Source organism: Flavobacterium sp. FlaQc-57 (genome assembly GCF_044007395.1).
Lineage (GTDB): Bacteria > Bacteroidota > Bacteroidia > Flavobacteriales > Flavobacteriaceae > Flavobacterium.
Genome location: NZ_JBIPDA010000005.1, coordinates 302,748 through 323,845, shown reverse-complemented (window position 1 = coordinate 323,845; position 21,098 = coordinate 302,748). Strand labels below are relative to the sequence as shown.

Here is a 21,098-nt window from a genome sequence, read left to right as displayed (position 1 = left end):
AAAATGGATTAATTGATTAATACTCAAAAAAGGGATAAAGTGCAGTACCGTCGGAAGTCTAAGCTTTAATCCCTTTTCTTTTTTATTTCAATATTACTTTATGGTCTTTTATCTCATAGGCATTAATAAAATTAATATTCTTGATGGTTGTTAATATGTCCTCTAGTTTTTGATTTTTATTTAAAACCCCATTAAATTTCACATTTCCTAATGCCGGATCTGCAAATACAATATCTACATCATACCAGCGTGATAAAACTTTTGCGATTTCTTTAAGAGGCATTCCTTTAAACACAAATAATCCTTTTCGCCACGAAATTTCGTTGTAAACATCTACTTTCGATATTGAGATAGTATTGCTGTTGAAGTTTATTTTAGATTGTTGACTTGGCTCTAAAAATTCTTTTGCCGTTGCATTACTTATTGCTACTTTACCTTTTACTAATGTCGTATACATTGAAGTTTCGTCGCGATACGCTTTAATATTAAACTCAGTTCCTATAACCTCCACATTTTGCGATTGCGTTTTTACTTTAAATCTCGAACCTTTATGTTTCGTACTTGGCGATACCTCAAAATACGCTTCACCATACACTAACTCGATTTGGCGAGTTTCACCATCAACAAAAGCTACAGGATATTTTAATTGCGATTCAGAGTTTAACCAAACTTTTGTACTATCAGCCAATTGTATAAAAAACTGTCCGCCTCTTGGTATCGTTAATATGTTGTTTGAAATAACTTTTACTGCATTTTTTGAATTGTAAACTAACTTTTCACCATTACTCGAAACATTTCCTGTCGTGTAAGTTTCTCCTTTTTCTAATGCAATTACAGATCCGTCTTCTAATGTTAAAGTAGCTTTATCACTACCTATCTCAATTTTTTTATTTACAGCGACTGGTAAAGTTCCTTTCGATGTTTTATCAACATTGAATAATAATGTAAGCGAAAAAAGCATTACAACAGATGCCGCTGCAATAACTTTAAAAGTAGATCTTGTATAAAATGGTCTTATTGGTATAACCTTAACTTTTTCAGCTTTCAAAGAATCCTGAATTCTATTCAGCATTTTATTTTGAACTTCTTCTTTGACTCCCAAATCTTCATTCCATTCCGAAGCATTTTGAAAACTCTCAAAATAATTCATCAAAAACTTATCCTCCTCCAAATTGGTTTCCCCAGAAAGATATCTGTTCAATAATACCAAAAATTCGTCTTTTTTCATTCTTTATTAAAATTAATTGCGAGGTTATATAGTAAGTAAACAAAAAGCCATCTACCCCCTAGTCGAGATATCACTTTTTTTTATTTTTTTTTAAAATTCTATATAAAAACTCAAAAAAATAAGAAAATTTTTATGCTAAATTTCAAAAAACCTAATACATTATTCAATCTGCTACTTTGAGATTTACAGAAAATAACTGCTTACTTAAAAAGATTTTTTGACAACCATAAAACCATAGCCATACTGGCAGAAGTTCCCATAGAAAGCCGAATAACGTGAAGCGCTTTTGTAATATGATTTTCGACTGTTTTTGTAGAGATCTCCAAGCGTTCAGCAATTTCTTTGTGCGATAATTGCTCTTCTCTGCTTAGTTTATATACTAACTGACATTTTTCGGGAAGCGCTTCTACGATTGAATTAATTTGATCCAAAAGTTCTTCATGCATCAATTGAGTTTCGGGAGTTGAGTACTGAAAACGTTTATCTAAATCCTCAAAAAGTTCAACATGAATTTTATCTTTATTCTTTTTGAACTGATTAAAAACCTGATATCTGGCGCAAGCATACATATAACCTTTCAAAGAAATATTAATTTCAAGCTTTTCACGGTTATGCCAAATATTCATAAAGATATCCTGAATAATATCCTCGCACAACTCCTTATCTTTTAACACATTATAAGAAGAAACAAACAAAGATTGCCAAAATTTATTGTATAATTCAGTCAACGCAGACTCCTCTCCATCTCGCAGGCGATTGATTAAAATTATATCACTATTTAAATCTGATTTTGACAATTACTTCTTTTGAAAAAAATTATTTTGAACAAACATAATAAAATAATTCAATAAATATAATTTGATCGTAGTCAACAGCTTCTGTTCTAATATTGCCAAACCCTTTTAAACTCTACCAATTTTATCGATATTTAAATTTAATCTAGAAATAATGTGTGAAATTTTTAAATTCTTAATTCTTTCCTGCCATAAAAACAGATTTCTTAACACCTTTTCAATACTAAAGTTTGTTGTGTTTTTTTTCGGTTAATTTTTGAAAATAAAATGTCTGTAGTTAATTTCTTTAAATTTAAAATTTGGAAGTTTTTGGATTGTAATAAAAGGAATATTAAAAAGGTTTTTAATTCTTTATCTTATTCAAATCTGATTTGAGTCAGCTAGTTTGATTTAATAAATTTGAATAAAAAATATAACCGAATCTCTCAATTGAGTAGAAAATTGCAAAATACAGAAGGATTCGAACCTTCGACCGTCCCGACTGAAAATCGGGATGCTCTATCCGGCTGAGCTATGCAGCTTTTTATTTTAAACAGCGCAAAATTTAAAAAATCCCCATATTTTCCGGTTTGATCGTAAAACCTATCCGTACCATACTTTTATGCTCCTGGTAATCAATTAAACTTTCGGTATAACCTACAAACCATTGAAGCGTGAGATAGTAATTCTCATTTTTGTAGGGTCTCCAGTTTACTTGCGTCTGCAAAGATCCATAATTAATAAGACCACTTCCCTTTCTGAAAAGAATGTCTGCACTCCATCTCCCTGGCTGAATTTGATACGTTGCACTCGCTTCACCATAGCCTACATATTTTGTAAGTCCTGGATTATCTTCTTTATCAACCAACGGAATCCATCCTCTGATTCCGACAGTCCATCGTGGAGACACCTGCGATTTTAAAGAAAAAGCAAGCATATTCCATGTTCTGGAGTAAATAGAATCTCTGCCGTTTGATTCATGTTCGAACGAGATTGTTCCGTAAGTAAGTCGGTTGCCCTTTAGATAAAACGGACGAACGATGGCTACACCTGGATTAAAATTAATTTCTGAGAATGGTTTTGAACTTGCGTAAATATCCCAAAACGCTTTTTGTGTATACATTAAATAAGGAAAAAAACCACCCCATAAAGGCTTTGATTTCAATCTTAACTTAAAACTCACCTGATATTTTACATCAGCATTGTCACGCGTAATGTCAGTATTTATTGGTACACCTGTTAAAAAATAATTGTCCTTATGAACAGAAAAACTAGGCTCTTTTAGCAGCGAATCTGCTGCCCGAAAATTTTTCTTTTCTTCTAAAATTTGAGAAATTTGAGAATTTGATTTGATTGAAAATAAAACAAAAAAAATCAATAGGTATTTGAAATGCATGTATCTGTATTAAATTGTAATTATTTTAAATTTTTAAAATAAATGTACTTTTTTTTAACACATCGCATTAACTCAATAAAAATAAGGTTAACTCAATAAATTTACACCGTGTTTTTTTTAGGGATCATAAAATTTTACAGAAACAACTAATCATCTATAAAAAATTAAATTGTAGTACCTTATTATATAATCATTTGTGAATATATCTTGTATATTTCGTAATGTCAAAAACGCCAACTTTATTCAATCGGAGATAAATCAGAATAAATCTTACCGAGTCATAAACTGGCATATCCCCAATTATTTTAGTACCTTGTAGTATCAAAGTTTCTTTTACACTAATAAAAGTGTGACTTTTTATTTCTACAAAATCTAATCTATAAGACCTGTTTTATGAAAAAAATCCCTCTATTATTATTTCTAACATGCCTGTTTATTTCATGCGAAAATAAAAAAGAAATTGAACTCGAAAAAAGAGAACAAGCTTTGAACTTAAGAGAAGAAAAAATAACCGAAAAAGAAACAGACTATCAATCTTTACTCCTTTTCCGTGACAGCATTTATGCTTTAAAAGATTCTATCAAAAACAATATTACTTCAGTAAAAGAATGGCCTGAAAATATTAAGGGTATCTGGAATAGTAAAATGCTTTGTCGTGAATCGAAATGTAATCAATACGTAATAGGAGATCAGCGCAATGAAACCTGGGAATTTTTATCGGATTCTACAGGAATTTACACCAATGTTCTAAACAATAAAAAGCTCATTCGCGTATTTAAAGCAAAATATATTGATGATAAAATACTGCTTGAATTCAAAACCGATAGTGTTTCGAAAACTAATGTAAAAATGAACGTAATTCTTGATGATATTAAAGATAATGTCATTAAAGGAACTCAAACTATAACAGGACAAGACAATTGTACTGCGAGATTTTCTGTAGAACTTACTCTTCCTCAAAAAAAATAATATATGTTTTTAAGTATACAACACCTTAGCCTACCTATTGAAGATCCTCTCTTAAAATTTCTAATTGAGCTTATTATAATATTATGTATTCCACTTTTATTAAACAAGATAAAAGTACCACACCTTTTAGGTCTTATCATAGCCGGAGCTTTAATAGGCCCTAACGGATTTAATGTACTTGCCAGAGATAGCAGCGTTGTGGTAACAGGTACAACGGGACTTCTCTACATCATGTTTTTGGCAGGACTTGAGATTGATATGGGAGATTTTAAAAAAAATAAATGGAAAAGTATTACCTTTTCGATCTATACTTTTATAGTACCGTTTGTGCTAGGGCTTATTGGCGGTTATTATGTATTGCATTTCTCCATTTTAACCACAGTATTATTTGCCAGCCTCTTTTCGTCTCATACTCTTATCGTATATCCTATGATAAGCAAACTTGGCATCGCTAAAAAACTGGCCGTAAACATAACCGTTGGCGGAACAATGATTACAGATGTACTATCATTGGTCGTATTGGCTGTGGTGGTTGGTATGTCGCAAGGAGAAGTAGGAACTTCATTTTGGGTGAAATTATCCGTTTCTATGGTGGTGTTTGCTCTTATAGTTTTACTGGTATTTCCTATTATAGCGCGTTGGTTTTTTAAGAATGTCGAAGATAAAATTTCGCAGTATATATTCGTTATTGTCATGATATATCTTGCAGCTTTACTGGCAGAATTAGCAGGAATCGAAGCCATAATTGGAGCTTTCTTTGCCGGACTTGCGTTAAACAGACTTATCCCGCATACTTCATCACTTATGAACCGCGTAGAATTTGTTGGAAACGCGATTTTCATTCCCTTCTTCCTTATTAGTGTTGGTATGCTTATCGATTTTAACGCTTTTATTCAGAGTTGGGAAACATTGGGTGTAGCTTCGATTATGCTTATAGCTTCGATTGGAGGAAAATACGTAGCAGCTATTTTAACTAAAAAAACATTCAGCCTTACTAATGATGAGGGCACACTTATTTTTGGAATGAGTGCAGCCTCTGCGGCAGCGACATTAGCATCTGTAATGGTTGGGTACAATATTATTTTATTCGAAAATGAAGCCGGAGAACCAGTTCGTCTTTTAAATGAACACGTACTTAACGGAAGTATTTTACTGATATTGGTTTCTTGTACTATTTCATCATTTGTTTCGATGGCAAGTGCTCAAAGAATTGCAGATTCTGATAAAGAAGAAACTGTCGCAGGAACAAGTCACGAAAATGAAAAAATTCTGTTAGCGTTAAACCATGAAAATACCGTTGAAAAAATAGTTAATCTTGGCTTGCTAATTAAAACGCAAACCAATAAAGACAGTCTGTTTGCCGTAAATATAATCAATGAAGACAAAAGCGAATCCTCTTCTAAAAATGCAGAAAAACTACTTGGTGAAGCCGTAAATATGGCTGCCGGAGCAGATGTAAAACTGAATCCTATTACCAGACATGACAATGATGTAGTATTGGGTATTAGCAATGTTGTCAAAGAACAAAATATTACCGATTTAATCATTGGATTAGAAGAAGAAAAAGGTTTCTCATCTTCGTTTACCTATAATCTTTATAATGGATACTTACGAAATAAGGAAATAAATGTCATTATATATCATGCTGTTCAACCTGTTGCCACCATAAAAAAATATGCTGTTCTTATCCCTGCAAATGCAGAACACGAGCCAGGTTTTTTTCATTCATTATTAAGAGTCTGGAATATCGGCAAAAATTCAGGAGCAAAAATGAGCTTTTATGCCAACGATAAAACAACCGAAATTTTAAAGAGTATTATAAAAAAAGCAAATATTGAAGCTGTTTTTAATACTGTAACTATATGGCAGGAAGCTCAGGAAGCTGCCTGCAATTTGCAGCAGGACGAGGGTTTGATCGTTCTAATGGCAGACAGAGGAATGCATTCTTATTTTTCGCAAATGCAGAAAGTACCGGAAATTTTAAATAAAAACCTGAATAACAATAATTATATATTGATCTATCCTTTTTCAAAAATAGACAAAACGGTTACCGAAAAGAGAGCCGTAAGTAATCTGGACGATTTTGCTGATATTGGAAAAATTATTGGTCGAATTTTTAAATAAAATTAGACACTAATAAAATAAGATCACCATAAAACAAAAAAGCCACTTGATTTGAGTGGCTTTTTTTTATAGTGAACGCAAAAAGATTCAAACCTTCGACCGTCTCGACTGAAAATCGGGATGACCTATCTGACCGAACTATGCATTTAAGTCATTTATTAATTTTTCAACTCTAACCCTACTTTTCCATTTCTTGACTTCTAATTCACGTTTATAAGCCAGTGATTTGGTTTCAAATTCTTCAAAATAAATTATAATCCAATCCTTTGCTTTTCCAGTAAATCCAGAATGATTTGATAGATGCTTACGTAATCGTTCTTGTAAACTTTCAGAAGTATGACCAATATAATATTGATTTAATGTTTTTGAGTATAAAATGTAGAAAAAGTTCATATCATTTTTTGTTTAAATTTTAAACAAAAAAAAGCCACTCAAATAGAGTGTTTTTTTTTTAGTGAACGCAGAAGGATTCGAACCTTCGACCGTCCCGATTGAAAATCGGGATGCTCTATCCAACTGAGCTATGCATTTAAGCCATTTCAATATAAAACAAAAAAGCCACTCGATTAGAGTGGCTTTTGATGTGAACGCAGAAGGATTCGAACCTTCGACCGTCCCGATTGAAAATCGGGATGCTCTATCCAACTGAGCTATGCATTTAAGCCATTCAATATAAAAACAAAAAAGCCACTCGATTTGAGTGGCTTTTGATGTGAACGCAGAAGGATTCGAACCTTCGACCGCCTGCTTAGAAGGCAGGTGCTCTATCCAGCTGAGCTATGCATCCATTTATTTTCTTTACTTAACCTTTTGACCGTCCCGATTGGAAATCGGGATGCTCTATCCAGCTGAGCTATGAATCCATTTATTATTCTGTAACTATACCTCGCTAATTAAAACAAAAAAGCCACTCGATTTAAGTGGCTTCTTATGTGAACGCAGAAGGATTCGAACCTTCGACCGCCTGCTTAGAAGGCAGGTGCTCTATCCAGCTGAGCTATGCGTCCATTTGTTTTAAAACTTTATGGCAAAGTTTTCGTCGGGGTGGCAGGATTCGAACCTGCGGCCTCCTGCTCCCAAAGCAGGCGCGATAACCGGGCTACGCTACACCCCGAAGGCAAAATTATTAAGCGGAGAGACAGGGACTCGAACCCTGGCGACGGTTACCCGTCGACAGATTAGCAATCTGCTCCATTACCGCTCTGGCACCTCTCCAAGCTCAAGAAACGTGTTCTGTTTTGCGGTTGCAAATTTAAGACAACATTATATATCTCACAACTATTTCACCGCTTTTTTTTATCTTTTTTTGATCTTTTTTTTAAATCGCTTCACAATCAAACAAATAGAATTAACAAAAAATTGATATTAAATTTAAAATCCAATCGAATTGCCCCAAAATTTGAATTTATTCAAATAAAGAGTAAATTTGCTTGATTAACTAATATTAACAGAAAATGAACAAAAGAGTTGTTATCGTTTCTGCCGTTAGAACACCTATCGGAAGTTTCATGGGAGGTTTATCTACCGTGCCCGCACCAAAACTAGGCGCTGCTGCTATAAAAGGAGCCCTTCAAAAAATTAACCTGGACCCAAAATTAGTTGATGAAGTTTTTATGGGGAATGTGGTACAAGCCGGAGTTGGACAAGCACCGGCACGTCAGGCTGCACTTTTTGCAGGTTTATCTGAAGAAGTTGCTGCAACTACCGTAAACAAAGTTTGTGCTTCAGGAATGAAAGCTGTTATGTTCGCAGCGCAAGCAATCGCTTGTGGAGATGCTGAAATTGTAGTAGCCGGAGGAATGGAAAACATGAGTTTGATTCCTCATTACGTACAAATGCGTAACGGAACTAAATTTGGTCCTGCAGCTATGCTTGACGGAATGCAAAAAGATGGCTTGACAGATGCTTACGATAACAACGCAATGGGAGTTTGCGCTGATTTATGTGCAACTGAATACAACATCAGCCGTGAAGAACAAGATAATTTTGCCATTCAATCGTACGAAAGAAGTGCAAAAGCTTGGGATGCCGGTAAATTCGACAACGAAATTGTTCCTGTTGAAGTTCCTCAAAGACGTGGTGAACCAATCATTGTCTCTAAAGACGAAGAATACACTAATGTAAAACTGGATAAGATTCCTTCATTAGCAGCTGTTTTTACAAAAGACGGAACAGTTACTGCCGCAAACGCTTCAACAATCAATGATGGAGCTGCAGCTTTAGTTTTAATGTCTGAAGAAAAAGCAATCTCATTAGGATTAAAACCTCTTGCTTACATAAAAAGTTATGCCGATGCTGCTCAGGAACCAAAATGGTTTACAACAAGCCCGGCAAAAGCTTTACCAAAAGCTTTAAATAAAGCCGGAATTGCTATCAGCGATGTTGATTATTTCGAATTCAACGAAGCTTTTGCAGTTGTTGGACTAGCCAATTCAAAAATCCTTGGTCTTGATAACAATAAAGTAAACGTAAATGGTGGAGCTGTTTCTTTAGGACATCCTCTGGGTTGTTCAGGAGCAAGAATCATCGTAACTTTGCTAAATGTTCTAGAACAAAATAATGCCAAAACCGGAGCTGCTGCAATTTGCAATGGTGGTGGTGGCGCATCAGCAATTGTTATCGAAAGAGCTTAAATAATAATACATTAAATCAGGAGTTATTTAAAACAAATAACTCCTGATTTCAACTCAATAAAGTACCCTAAATGTTCGGAATTTGCAATCTAGCCATAGTACCCGTTCGATCTGAGCCAAGTGACAGAAGTGAAATCGTTACACAACTTTTGTTTGGCGAACACATCGAGATTTTAGAACGCCAAAATCAATGGGCCCGAATAAAAATTCAATATGATGATTACGAAGGTTGGGTAGATTCTAAACAATATCAAGTTATTTCTGAAGCAAATTACAATCAATTAAGTAATGATGCCATTATTCTAAATGCTGATTTGATTGATTACATTACTGCGCCTGAAAACTTATTATTACCAATTCCGCTTGGAGCTTCTTTATCATTTTTAAATAATAACGAAATCAATACTTCAAACTTTGATTTCGAAGGCACCAGAACAAGTGGTATAAAACCTAAAAGCGCTCTGATAAATACCGCTTTTATGTATTTGAACGCACCTTATCTTTGGGGCGGAAAAACACCATTCGGAATCGATTGTTCCGGTTTTACACAAATGGTTTACAAACTAAACGGATACAAATTACATCGTGATGCTTCGCAACAAGCACTTGAAGGCGAACCTTTGAGTTTTATTGAAGAAAGTGAAGCTGGAGATTTAGCCTTTTTTGACAATGACGAAGGAAACATCATTCACGTCGGAATCATTATGGATAATAATTATATCATTCACGCAAGTGGAAAAGTTCGTATCGACCGTTTAGACCATTTAGGAATTTACAATCCTGAAATCAACAAACACACTCATAAACTAAGAGTAATCAAGAAAATTATATAATTTTTTAGCCACTAATTTCACAGATTAACACAGATTAAAAATCATTTTTAATCCTTTAAATCTGTGGCAAAAAAATTCCGCGATAATCCGGATTTTCGCCTGCGAATCTGCGTCATCTGCGCGCCCTATCACGCACTAATCCGAATCGTTTTCCTAAACTCCGAAGGACTATTCCCTCTCTGTTTCTTGAAAAATTTATTAAAGTGACTTTCATCAGTAAAACCAAACTCATAAGCAATTTCATTAATTCGTTTATCACTGAATTGCAAACGATGTTCAATTAATTTCGTTTTGTAATTACTGATATATTGCTGCATGGTTTCATTGGCGTGTTTCTTGAAATAACGTCCTAAATACGTATTCGAAATTCCAAAATAATCACTAATCGATTCTGCTTTTATCTTTTCAGGGTAATAAATATTGTTCTGAATATATTGCAGAATATCCATTGCTTTGGCCTCACAACCAATATTTACCTGCTCTGGTAAATACTTCGCAATATTTCTGGCAACTATAATAATCAAGGTATTTACCAATTGCTGAATCAATTCCTGATTATAAACATCTTTATCCTGATGTTCGCGACAAATTGCTTCAATCATTACTTTAACCAAACACTTATCAGAATCATTCTTTAAAATACAACCCGGCTGATGATTCGCATTCTGCAAAATATACTCTAAACGCTGAATATTCTCATTCTGCAAACTAGAATTCTTCAAATAAATATCATTGAATCTCAAAAAGAAAAACTTCGTTTTGGTCTCAATCGTAAAGTTATGACAATCTTCAGGCGTTAATAAAAACATATGTCCCGCATCATATTCAAAAATATTTTTGTTGATACATTGCGAACCTGCCCCCTCTAAAATATACACCAATTCAAAGAAATTATGACGATCTCCAACATCCGGATATTCATCCAGAGTTTCAAAAGAAACCGTAAAAGGCTCGTATAAATTTTCTTTTTTCATAATGCAGTTTATTAATTCGGCTACAAATTTACATAAAAAACACAAATATATACCATTTAACACTCTTAAAAATGGTATAATTTTGTCAAACAATTTTTAAGCAATAAAATATAAGATCATGGAATATAGAAAATTAGGCAATACCGAACTTGAATTATCAGCCATTACATACGGTGCATTCGCTATTGGCGGAAACATGTGGGGAGGAAATGAAAAAAAAGACTCAATCGATTCTATACACGCTTCAATAGATAACGGAGTAACCACAATCGACACCGCTCCATTTTACGGATTTGGTTTAAGCGAAGAAATGATTGGCGAAGCATTAAAATCGCAAGATCGTTCAAAAGTACAATTGCTAACTAAATTTGGTTTAGTTTGGGACGGAAGCAACAACGGAAAAGGAGATTTCTTTTTTGATGCTGATGACAACGGTAAAAAAGTTCCAGTCTATAAATATTCATCAAAAGAAAGTGTAATTAAAGAAATCGAAGAAAGCTTAAAACGTCTTAGAACTGATTATATCGACTTATTACAAATTCACTGGCCAGATTCTACCACTCCAATTTCGGAAACAATGGAGGCCGTTGAAACTTTAATTCAACAAGGAAAAATCAGAGCTTTTGGAGTAAGTAATTATAGCATTCCACAAATTCAAGAAGCACAAAAAACAATTCAAATTGCTTCAAATCAGGTCGCTTACAGCATGCTAAACCGTAAAATTGAAACCGATCTAATTCCATTTACAGTTGAAGAAAATATCGGAATCATAGCTTACAGTCCAATGGAAAGAGGTTTACTAACTGGAAAATACTTCACAGACAGCAAACTAAAAGACAACGATCACAGAAATGGTTATTTTGGACAATTCGACCTTCCAAAAGTAAAAACTTTAGTCGAAGAATTAAGTTCTCTGGCAAACGCAAAACACATTTCGATTTCACAATTGGTTTTACGCTGGACGACTTTACAAAAAGGAATCACAATTGTTTTAGCCGGAGCTAGAAATGCTGAGCAAGCCATTTCAAACGCAAAAACAATGGATTTCGATTTATCAATTTCAGAATTAGCTTTCATTAACGAAGCCATTTCAAAATTGAACTAAAAAATTTTTAAACACATAGAAACATAGTCTTAGAAACCTTAATAAGGCGTTTCACTTGTTTAAACAAACATAGATATGTGCGAGAAACTAGTTTCTTTCCATTCCCTTTTTTAGAAAAGAAAAATCTATGTCTCTATGTGTTTAAAAAAAATCTCAAAAACTAAATAATAAGAATTTGGGTGTGCCCCTCCGGGTCGGGCTATTCGTTACAATCTTTTTTATAAATAGAAAAAATTTATAAAAAAGGATTTTCACTACTATCCCTCACACATCACGATTTCACAAGAACACAAAAGTAAAATGAAGAAAATATTTATTATCAACGGCGGACAAAATTTCGCACATTCAGGTGGAAGATTCAATCAAACCGTTACAGATTGGACAATCGAATACTTAAAAAGTAAAAATTACGAAATAAAAACAACCAGCATAAAAGAAGAAATTGACCTGGATAAAGAAGTCGAAAAATTCGTTTGGGCAGATTTGGTTATTTATCACACGCCAATTTGGTGGTTTCAATTACCCAATCTTTTCAAAAAATACATAGATGATGTTTTTACTGCTGGTCACAACAAAGGAATTTATAGAAGCGACGGAAGAACAAGAACAAATCCGGACATTAATTACGGAACTGGCGGACTTTTACACGGACGCAAATACATGTTAACCACAAGCTGGAATGCGCCCGCAACCGCTTTTACACTTCCAGGAGAATTTTTCGAACAAACATCTGTAGACGACGGAGTAATGTTTGGTTTTCATAAAATGAACAAATTCACAGGAATGGAAAAACTAGACGGATTCCATTTTCATGATGTCGAAAAAGGTGCTACTGCAGAAAATATTAGTATCTTTAAGTATGAATACACCAAACATTTAGAACAAATTTTTAAAACTCTATAATTATGATTTCAATTACAGCAATCTTAAAAAGTAAAAAAGAAAACATAGAACAGATCAAAAACTTGCTGAACCATTTGGTTACCGAAACAAGAAAAGAAGCTGCATGTGTGCGTTACGATCTTCACAATGCTGAAAATGTTTTTATTATTTGGGAAGAATGGAAAGATCAGGAAGGTTTAGATATTCACAATAATCAATCTCACCTAAAGGATTTTATTACTAAAAGCGAAACTTTGGTATCAGCTCCAATTCAGGTTTATAAAACAACACAAATTCTATAAAAGTTATTTTTGCCACGACCCGACCGAAGGGAATAGGCGAAGCAATTTCACGAATTAACACGAATTAAAATTGAAAAAAATTAGTGCTAATTCGTGAAATTCGTGGCAACCTAATTTATTATTTAATTCCTCCAAAAGCGCCGAAACACATGTTTTTATGCAAAATTTCAACGCTTTTAAATCCAACTTTTTTCATTAAATCCAATTGATAATTCATCGATCTTGGTGTATCTTCTTTTTCAATATAATCAAACACATTCTGACGATATTTAGCACCTCCAATTCCCTCTAAATATTCGCCATATATCTGCCAGGTATATTCATTCAACAGTTCAGTATCCTGTGTAATCAAATCTGAAATCATAAAACATCCGCCCGGTTTTAATAATTTGAAAATTTTAGTAAAAGTTGTTTCCCAGTCCTCATCATCACGCAAATGATGCAAAACCGCTCCTGCCAAAATAATATCAAAATGATTTTCCTGCAAATCGACTTCCCGAATATCGCCTTGCTTCACTTCTACTTTTCCGGTCGTTTCCACTGAAACTCTTTCAAAAGCTCTATCCAACATTGGCAAACTCAAATCGACCAAAGTGCAATTCAAATTTGGCAATTTCGAAAGCATTTTTAAAGTGTAATTTCCAGCTCCACAACCGATATCTAAAACATTCATTGCATTTGGAACAATTCTTTTCGATGCTTCCGTAATTAATTCTAAAGAAATTGTCGCATCTATTGTAGCAACTTGCCCCGTTTCTAAATTCGAAAATCGTTCGACATCTTTATCAAACCTTTCTTTAATCTCTTTAATCGTTGATTTTTCCATAGTTTTTTGTTTTTTTGTCTCCCGCAGATTTGGCAGATTGAGCAGATCTTTTGCTAAATATTTTCGTTAAATATGAAATTAAAAATCATTGTAACCTTTCTAATTCGGGACTAAAAAATAAACAATCAAACAGAAAATAAATCTGCTCAATCTGCCAAATCTGCGAGAAACATTTTTTTTTCAAAACTAGCACTTTGATATATACTTCAAAAATACTTATTTTAGCAATTATTAATACTTAATAGGTATTCATGGAATTACGTCACTTAAAATATTTTTTGGCTGTAGCCGAAGAATTAAATTTTACCAAAGCCGCTGAGAAACTTTTCATTTCTCAACCGCCGCTAAGTCGTCAAATCATCGAATTGGAAGAAGAAATTCAGGCGCGTTTATTCAATAGAAACAATAAAAAAGTCGAATTAACTGAAGCCGGAAAATATTTTGAGAAAGAAGTAAGAGTACTTTTTCAGAACCTGGAACATATTACGGCAAAAACGAAAAAAATTGCAGAGAATATTTCCGGCGAATTCAGAATTGCATACATCAGTTCGATTTATTCATCTGTTATCTCAGAATTAATAAAACATCTGAAAGAGCAATTTCCATATGTAAATTTTAAACTTTTTGAAATCTCCACAACCAAACAGATCTCCGCTTTAGAGCAAGGAAAAATAGATTTAGGTATTATCCGATCACCTGTAAAATCTCCCAAAATAAAATCACAATTGTGGTTTCAGGACGGATTTTCAGTAGTTTATAACAGGAACTTAATTCAAATTAATTCTGAAAAAGAAGTTCCGAATCTAAAAGACGAAACTTTTGTGTTTTTCAACAAAGATTATGCACCGCATTATCATGAAGTTTTATTGGAACTTTGTGCATTTTATGGTTTTACGCCGAAAGTTGTTCATGAATCCAACAACATTAATTCAATTGTACAATTGGTTAAAAATGGATTAGGAATTTCGATTGTTCCATCCAACATTGCTAAAAATAATCATGATTCAGAAATTGGTTTTATCGAATTGAAAAAAGTCAATTTATTTACGGATGTTTCACTAATTACGTCAAAAGAAGACGATTCCGAAATTACTCGAGCTGCCGTTGATTTTCTATTGCATTTTTCTAAAAAATAAAAAAGTTAGCCAAGAATCTCACAAATCTTCACGAATTATTTTTAAATGAAGGAAATACGTAAAAATTAAAATCTAAAAGCATTTAAATTGCACACCATAACAAGTGTAAAGAAATTAGTGCAAATTCGGGAAATTCGTGGCTAAAAAAAACGTTACAATTTATCACACCTTACTTCACGCTAAAAAGAGAACTTTTAAATACCTTAGCAAATTATAATTCTACTCAATAAAATCAATAAAAATGGCAGAGCAATCTTCAATTCAGTGTCCAAATTGTGGAACTAATATCGATGTAAATGACATACTGAAACATCAGTTAGAAGATAGTATTCGTAAAGAATTTCAACAAAAAGCCAACGCTCAATCTAAAGAATTAGAACTTAAAAACGAGCAATTTGAAAAAGCTAAAACCGAATTTGAAGCTAAAAAGAAACAAGAAAATGAACTTTTTGCTGAACGGTTAGAACGCGAAAAAAAGGTAGCCGAAAAAGAAATAACCGAAAAACTAAAAACAAAACTCAACGAAGAAAACAAAGATCGTTTGCTTTTGATGGAAAAAGAGCTTTCTGAAAAATCAGAAAAACTTCGTGAATTGAATAAAATGGAAGGCGAAATTGCCAAACTTCAGCGTGAAAAACTGGAGATGAAAGATGCTATTCAAGCTGAAGCCGAAAAACAGCTCAACGCCACTTTGATTTTAGAACGTGATAAAATCCGTAAACAAGAAGAAGAAAAAAACGAGTTAAAAATCAAAGAGTACCAAAAACAATCTGACGACCAAAAGAAGCTGATTGAAGAAATGAAACGCAAGCAGGAACAAGGTTCTATGCAATTGCAAGGTGAAGTTATGGAATTAGCAATTGAAGAATGGCTGGCTAGTAATTTCCCGTTAGATACTATCGACGAAATTAAAAAAGGTGCCAATGGAGCCGATTGTTTGCAAATTGTAAATACTCGCGAATTGCAAAATTGTGGTTCTATTTACTATGAAAGTAAACGTACAAAAGCTTTTCAACCTGCTTGGATTGAGAAATTTAAAAATGATATTAGAACTAAAAGAGCCAATATTGGAGTTTTAGTAACCGAAGTCATGCCTGCAGGAATGGACCGAATGGGAATGCGCGACGGAATCTGGATTTGTACTTATGAAGAGTTTAAAGGTTTAAGTGCCGTTTTACGCCAATCATTAATTCAGGTAAGTCACGCAGTTCAGGCGCAGGAAAACAAAGGCGATAAAATGTCGATGTTGTATGATTTTTTAACGAGTAACGAATTCCGTTTGCAAATTGAAGGAATCGTTGAAGGTTTTACTCAAATGCAAGGTGATCTTGATTCTGAAAAAAGAGCAATGCAACGTATTTGGAAACAACGTGAAAAACAAATCGAAAAAGTCGTTCACAACACTTTAGGAATGTACGGATCTATTCGTGGTATTGCCGGAAATGCTGTTCAAACTGTTAGAGCTTTAGAACTCGATTTTATTGAAGATGACGAACAAGAAGATCCTAAAGAATTGGAATAATTCAATAAAATAAAAAGGCTTCGATTGATTTCGAAGCCTTTTTTATTTAATTTCCTTTTTTGAAAGACATAGTCAATCCAAACTGGTTTGAAAGAAATAATTTATTATTCTCAATAGAATAACCAGATGTTGTTCTTAACAACTGCACAAACTCGCCTTCTTTTTTTGCATCACACTTTTTAGTTTCTGATGTAAGATTTAAAAACTGAATTTGTCCTGCATCTTTCGAAAGTAAATTTCCTTTAATAGCATTACATCCTGTCGAACCTGAAAATGTAGACGATAACATTTCAATTTTCGGAAAGCTTGAAAAATCCTTTTCAGTAACTACTTTTCCATTTAAGTTCTCTAAAATCCAGGTTTGTTGCAATTTCTTTTCAATTGATTTTTCAACTGTACCAGTATTAGTGTCTTTTGTAGATTTGCAGCTGTAAGTCAACGACACAGCAATAAATAACATTAAAATCCTTTTCATGTAAATTATAATTTGTAAGTTTTAGCTTTCAAAATTATTTAACTTTTACACTATAAAGAGAAACTATAAGTCATTTTTAAACCATATTAAGACATATTTTTAATCCTAGAATTAATCTACTTTCTTAAAAACCAATAGTTTTCCTGAAGGATTAGAAAGTGTTAATCTATTATTTCCAATAGAATATGTTGTAGTACTTTGAAGTGCTTTTGTAAATTCATCTTCTTTATTTCCAGGCGCACAAGCCATAAGAGTTGAGATTACATTGGTAAATCTCAATAAATCTTTCTCATAGAAGATGCTTCCGTTAATAGAATTACAACCTCCAAATCCCATGAATCTGTTTTCTGCTGCGTAAATTTCAATTCTTGGCAGTTCTTTTTGAAAATCAGCAATCGATATTTTCTTTCCGTTCAATTCTTCCAAAACCCAAATATCATGTAAACGGTAATCTGTAATGTATTTTCCGCAACCATTTAAAGTTTTCCCATCAATTTCGACCTTAACTGTATAAGGTGATTTTTCGCCTGACATAGAATCCTGACATTCGAATTGTTGTATCGTAATTGTGGCAGAAGTTTTTCCGTTGTCAAGTTTATACATCTTTACATTGGCATCCATAGCTCTGATAGGTTCTACAGATTTAAAACTAACTGACTCCATTCCTTCGATCAATGATGTAAAAACAGTTTTGTCCTTCCCTATTTTCAATCCCCAAAATGGTTCATTTCCAGTAGCCTTAAAATAAACTGTTAGATCTTCTTCATCTGAAGTTGTTTTAGAAGTTGTTTCTTTCATGTTCGAATTTTTAACTGCGACTGACTTGCAGCTTAACGTCACAGCCGCTAAGACACATAGTAAAAGTACTTTTTTCATATTATATCTTTTTTATTATGCCTTCCCACTAGAAAAAACTGAGCCAAAAATTACGAAGCCTCATTTTTTATGATTTTTTTAGGTCGAATGCCTTATAAAATTAAGAAAAATAACACACTTACAAAAAAAAACTAAAAATAGAAAACACTTTGAACCCGCGCTACTTAAAAGATTAAAACAAACTACGTATAAAAAAGGAAACATCTACTTAAAAAAATTACAAAAATACGTATTTTAATAAGTACAAATACTTATATTTGCATAATAATACTTAATTAAAAAAATCATGATTAGAGTAATAGTAGTTGGAAACGGCATGGTTGGTTATAAATTTTGCGAAAAATTCATCGCAAAATCAGGACAAGAAAAGTATCAGATTACAGTATTTGGCGAAGAACCAAGACGTGCTTATGACAGAGTTCATTTAAGTGAATATTTTGGAGGCAAAACAGCTGATGATCTGTCATTATCTACAAGCGAATGGTACTTAGAAAACAATATTACTCTTAATACTTCTGAATTAATTACTGATATTAATAGAGAAGAAAAAACAATTCATACGCACTTAGAACAAACTCATAAGTACGACTACTTAGTTCTTGCAACAGGATCTTCGGCATTTGTTCCTCCAATCGATGGAGTTGAAAAAGAAGGTGTTTTTGTTTACAGAACCATCGAAGACTTAGATGCAATTATGGCCTACGCCAAAAAAATAAAACAAAAAGGTGCAACAGAAGCCGCCGTTTTAGGAGGTGGATTATTAGGTCTTGAAGCAGCAAAAGCAGTTCGTGATTTAGGATTGAATCCGCATGTAGTAGAATTTGCTCCACGCTTGATGCCAAGGCAATTGGACAAAGGCGGAAGCGACATGCTGCAATCTAAAATTGAAGAATTAAATATTGGAATTCATCTTAACAAAGCCACACAATATATCGACGGTGCAGCATGCATAACGGGAATGATGTTTGCCAATGAAGAATTGTTAAAAGTTGACATGTTGGTTATATCTGCCGGAATTAAACCTCGCGACGAATTGGCTCGGGTTTCAGGACTTGAAGTTGGTGTTCGAGGTGGCGTTGTGGTAAACAATCAAATGCAGACATCAGATCCTTCTATTTTTGCTATTGGCGAAGTGGCACTTTATAACCAAAATATTTACGGACTCGTTGCTCCCGGTTACGAAATGGCCGATGTAGCTGCCGAGCAAATCTTAAATGGTTCTAAAACCATGAGAGAATCCATCGATATGTCGACACAATTGAAATTAATTGGTGTTGAAGTTGCGAGTTTTGGTGATCCTTTTATCGAAAATGCTAATGTAACTGCTATTATTTACGAAAATAAACTAAGCGGTATTTACAAAAGAATCAACGTTACTAAAGATTCCAAAACCTTATTGGGCGGGATTTTAGTGGGAGATTCAAGCGATTATAACTCTCTTTTTCAGATTTACAGTAATGCAATGGCATTGCCTAAAAATCCTGAAGATTTGATTTTAGGTTCCAGAGACGGTTCTGAAGGTTCAAGTTTAGGAAGCGTTTTAGATTTGCCGGATACAGCAGTAATCTGTTCTTGCGAAAATGTTACAAAAGGCGCTATTTGCTGTTCGCTTTTAGACGAAACCTGCTCTAATTTTTCAGATGTTGTAAAACATACTAAAGCGACTTCTGGTTGTGGAGGTTGTAAACCAATGGTTTCAGACTTGGTAAAAGCGACTCAAAAATCTCTAGGGAAAGAAGTAAAAGATGTTATCTGCGAACATTTTCAATATAATAGGCAAGAATTATTCGATTTGGTAAAAATCAATAAATACGAGAATTTTTATGAAGTAATCGATCATCATGGTAAAGGCGATGGTTGCGAAGTTTGCAAACCTGTTGTGGCTTCTATTTTCTCCAGTATTTACAACGATACAGCCAATAAACATGTTACCACCCAAGATACTAACGACAGATTCTTGGCGAACATTCAACGAAACGGAACTTATTCTGTTGTTCCAAGAGTTGCCGGAGGTGAAATTACGGCTGAGAAATTAATTGTTATTGGAGAAGTTGCCAAACAATTCGATTTATACACCAAAATCACAGGAGCTCAAAGAGTTGATTTATTTGGAGCACATTTGAGTGATTTGCCAAAAATCTGGAAAATCTTAATCGATAATGGTTTTGAAAGTGGTCACGCTTACGGAAAATCTCTTCGTGCTGTAAAAAGCTGTGTTGGAAATGCCTGGTGCCGTTACGGAATGGACGACAGCGCGGGATTTGCAATCGAATTAGAAAACAGATACAAAGGAATTCGTTCTCCACACAAATTAAAAGGCGGTGTTTCGGCTTGCATCCGTGAATGCGCGGAAGCTAGAGGAAAAGATTTCGGATTAATTGCTGTTGATGGCGGTTGGAATTTATATATCGCCGGAAATGGTGGTGCAAACCCTAAACATGCTGTTTTATTGGCTGAAAAAATTGACAAAGAAACAGTCATCAAATATTTGGATCGCTTTTTAATGTATTACATACGTACAGCTGGTCCGTTAATTAGAACGGCAACCTGGTTAGAAAAACTAGATGGTGGTTTAGAATATTTGAAAGAAGTAATCATAGAAGACAGTTTAGGAATATGCGAAACATTAGAAGCTGAAATGCAAACTTTGGTCAATACTTTTGAATGTGAATGGAAACAAGTTTTAGAAAAACCAAGATTATTAAAACGTTTCAACCATTTTGTAAACTCTGAAGAGAAAGATGATAATGTTGTTTTTGTTCCGTTAAGAGATCAAAAAATGCCAAAAGCTTGGTCATAATAATTTTTTAAACACATAGAAACATAGAATTACTAAACTTAAGAAAGGTGTTTCACTTGCATTAACAAACATAGATAGCTATGTGTTCGCAACTAGTTTCTTTTAATTTTCTTTCATGAAAAACAAAAAAAACCATGTTTCTAAGTGTTTAAAATTAAAGCTGCAGATTAAAGGATTAAAAAGATTAAAATAAAAATCTGCTTAATCTGCCAAATCTGCGTGAGAAAAAAATAAGCTCCAAAAA

General features: G+C 33.6%; 18 protein-coding genes and 7 tRNA genes. 10 read left to right on the top strand and 15 right to left on the bottom strand.

What is annotated here, in order from left to right:
• Positions 1-82: 82 nt before the first annotated feature.
• The 4 genes from ACHRVZ_RS16940 to ACHRVZ_RS16925 all read right to left on the bottom strand — a co-directional run bounded on the left by ACHRVZ_RS16940 (position 83) and on the right by ACHRVZ_RS16925 (position 3,397).
• A complete protein-coding gene (locus tag ACHRVZ_RS16940) occupies positions 83-1,228 on the bottom strand; it encodes a FecR family protein (RefSeq protein WP_395424065.1) in 1,146 nt (381 codons plus the stop codon).
• A 200-nt stretch (positions 1,229-1,428) separates the two neighbouring features.
• A complete protein-coding gene (locus ACHRVZ_RS16935) occupies positions 1,429-2,025 on the bottom strand; it encodes an RNA polymerase sigma-70 factor (RefSeq protein ID WP_395424064.1) in 597 nt (198 codons plus the stop codon).
• Positions 2,026-2,466: 441 nt separating this feature from the next.
• Positions 2,467-2,545 (bottom strand) — tRNA-Glu (locus tag ACHRVZ_RS16930).
• A gap of 21 nt (positions 2,546-2,566) precedes the next feature.
• Entirely contained in the window at positions 2,567-3,397 is an 831-nt protein-coding gene (locus ACHRVZ_RS16925; protein ID WP_395424063.1) for a phospholipase A, read from the bottom strand.
• Between the two features lie 393 nt (positions 3,398-3,790).
• Here ACHRVZ_RS16925 and ACHRVZ_RS16920 point away from each other — a divergent pair, with 393 nt between their 5' ends.
• Together ACHRVZ_RS16920 and ACHRVZ_RS16915 are read left to right on the top strand one after the other, a co-directional pair.
• Complete coding sequence (locus tag ACHRVZ_RS16920) at positions 3,791-4,366, top strand: hypothetical protein (protein WP_395424062.1); 576 nt, start codon at positions 3,791-3,793, stop codon at positions 4,364-4,366.
• Positions 4,367-4,369: 3 nt separating this feature from the next.
• Positions 4,370-6,490 (top strand): cation:proton antiporter, encoded by a 2,121-nt coding sequence (locus ACHRVZ_RS16915; RefSeq protein WP_395424061.1) that lies wholly within the window; start codon positions 4,370-4,372, stop codon positions 6,488-6,490.
• Positions 6,491-6,628: 138 nt separating this feature from the next.
• Here ACHRVZ_RS16915 and ACHRVZ_RS16910 read toward each other — a convergent pair whose 3' ends face one another.
• The 7 genes from ACHRVZ_RS16910 to ACHRVZ_RS16880 form a co-directional block, all read right to left on the bottom strand.
• Positions 6,629-6,883: a GIY-YIG nuclease family protein gene (locus ACHRVZ_RS16910; RefSeq protein WP_395424060.1), complete on the bottom strand. Its 255-nt coding sequence runs from the start codon at positions 6,881-6,883 to the stop codon at positions 6,629-6,631.
• A 65-nt stretch (positions 6,884-6,948) separates the two neighbouring features.
• Positions 6,949-7,021 (bottom strand) — tRNA-Glu (locus ACHRVZ_RS16905).
• Between the two features lie 56 nt (positions 7,022-7,077).
• Positions 7,078-7,150: transfer RNA gene (locus ACHRVZ_RS16900), tRNA-Glu, on the bottom strand.
• Positions 7,151-7,203: 53 nt separating this feature from the next.
• A tRNA-Arg gene (locus tag ACHRVZ_RS16895) sits at positions 7,204-7,277 on the bottom strand.
• Between the two features lie 146 nt (positions 7,278-7,423).
• Positions 7,424-7,497: transfer RNA gene (locus tag ACHRVZ_RS16890), tRNA-Arg, on the bottom strand.
• A gap of 32 nt (positions 7,498-7,529) precedes the next feature.
• Positions 7,530-7,604 (bottom strand) — tRNA-Pro (locus tag ACHRVZ_RS16885).
• Positions 7,605-7,621: 17 nt separating this feature from the next.
• Positions 7,622-7,705, bottom strand: a tRNA-Ser gene (locus tag ACHRVZ_RS16880).
• Positions 7,706-7,944: 239 nt separating this feature from the next.
• Between ACHRVZ_RS16880 and ACHRVZ_RS16875 the strand changes: the two genes are divergently transcribed.
• Both ACHRVZ_RS16875 and ACHRVZ_RS16870 read left to right on the top strand, forming a co-directional pair.
• Positions 7,945-9,123, top strand: coding sequence for an acetyl-CoA C-acyltransferase (locus tag ACHRVZ_RS16875; RefSeq protein ID WP_395424059.1), 1,179 nt, complete (start codon positions 7,945-7,947; stop codon positions 9,121-9,123).
• A 71-nt stretch (positions 9,124-9,194) separates the two neighbouring features.
• Complete coding sequence (locus tag ACHRVZ_RS16870; protein ID WP_395424058.1) at positions 9,195-9,956, top strand: NlpC/P60 family protein; 762 nt, start codon at positions 9,195-9,197, stop codon at positions 9,954-9,956.
• Between the two features lie 128 nt (positions 9,957-10,084).
• Here ACHRVZ_RS16870 and ACHRVZ_RS16865 read toward each other — a convergent pair whose 3' ends face one another.
• The gene (locus ACHRVZ_RS16865) at positions 10,085-10,930 is read right to left on the bottom strand and encodes an AraC family transcriptional regulator (protein ID WP_395424057.1); all 846 of its coding nucleotides are present in this window, start codon (positions 10,928-10,930) and stop codon (positions 10,085-10,087) included.
• A gap of 118 nt (positions 10,931-11,048) precedes the next feature.
• On the opposite strand from ACHRVZ_RS16865, the gene ACHRVZ_RS16860 reads away from it, so the two are divergent.
• The 3 genes from ACHRVZ_RS16860 (at position 11,049) to ACHRVZ_RS16850 (ending at position 13,219) form a co-directional block, all read left to right on the top strand.
• Positions 11,049-12,035: an aldo/keto reductase gene (locus ACHRVZ_RS16860; RefSeq protein ID WP_395424056.1), complete on the top strand. Its 987-nt coding sequence runs from the start codon at positions 11,049-11,051 to the stop codon at positions 12,033-12,035.
• Between the two features lie 300 nt (positions 12,036-12,335).
• Positions 12,336-12,938 carry an NAD(P)H-dependent oxidoreductase gene (locus tag ACHRVZ_RS16855; protein ID WP_395424055.1) on the top strand — a complete coding sequence of 201 codons (603 nt, stop codon included), beginning with the start codon at positions 12,336-12,338 and terminating at the stop codon, positions 12,936-12,938.
• Positions 12,939-12,940: 2 nt separating this feature from the next.
• Positions 12,941-13,219 (top strand): putative quinol monooxygenase, encoded by a 279-nt coding sequence (locus tag ACHRVZ_RS16850; protein ID WP_395424054.1) that lies wholly within the window; start codon positions 12,941-12,943, stop codon positions 13,217-13,219.
• A 118-nt stretch (positions 13,220-13,337) separates the two neighbouring features.
• On the opposite strand, the gene ACHRVZ_RS16845 is transcribed toward ACHRVZ_RS16850, so the two are convergent.
• Complete coding sequence (locus tag ACHRVZ_RS16845) at positions 13,338-14,045, bottom strand: class I SAM-dependent methyltransferase (RefSeq protein WP_395424053.1); 708 nt, start codon at positions 14,043-14,045, stop codon at positions 13,338-13,340.
• A gap of 251 nt (positions 14,046-14,296) precedes the next feature.
• On the opposite strand from ACHRVZ_RS16845, the gene ACHRVZ_RS16840 reads away from it, so the two are divergent.
• Complete coding sequence (locus tag ACHRVZ_RS16840; protein WP_395424052.1) at positions 14,297-15,181, top strand: LysR family transcriptional regulator; 885 nt, start codon at positions 14,297-14,299, stop codon at positions 15,179-15,181.
• A 241-nt stretch (positions 15,182-15,422) separates the two neighbouring features.
• Positions 15,423-16,703 carry a DUF2130 domain-containing protein gene (locus tag ACHRVZ_RS16835; RefSeq protein ID WP_395424051.1) on the top strand — a complete coding sequence of 427 codons (1,281 nt, stop codon included), beginning with the start codon at positions 15,423-15,425 and terminating at the stop codon, positions 16,701-16,703.
• 46 nt (positions 16,704-16,749) lie between these two features.
• On the opposite strand, the gene ACHRVZ_RS16830 is transcribed toward ACHRVZ_RS16835, so the two are convergent.
• Positions 16,750-17,178, bottom strand: a complete 429-nt coding sequence (locus tag ACHRVZ_RS16830) for an META domain-containing protein (RefSeq protein ID WP_395424050.1) — start codon at positions 17,176-17,178, stop codon at positions 16,750-16,752.
• Positions 17,179-17,289: 111 nt separating this feature from the next.
• The gene (locus ACHRVZ_RS16825; protein ID WP_395424049.1) at positions 17,290-18,054 is read right to left on the bottom strand and encodes an META domain-containing protein; all 765 of its coding nucleotides are present in this window, start codon (positions 18,052-18,054) and stop codon (positions 17,290-17,292) included.
• 286 nt (positions 18,055-18,340) lie between these two features.
• Between ACHRVZ_RS16825 and nirB the strand changes: the two genes are divergently transcribed.
• Entirely contained in the window at positions 18,341-20,854 is a 2,514-nt protein-coding gene (gene nirB / locus ACHRVZ_RS16820; RefSeq protein WP_395424048.1) for a nitrite reductase large subunit NirB, read from the top strand.
• Positions 20,855-21,098: the final 244 nt, after the last annotated feature.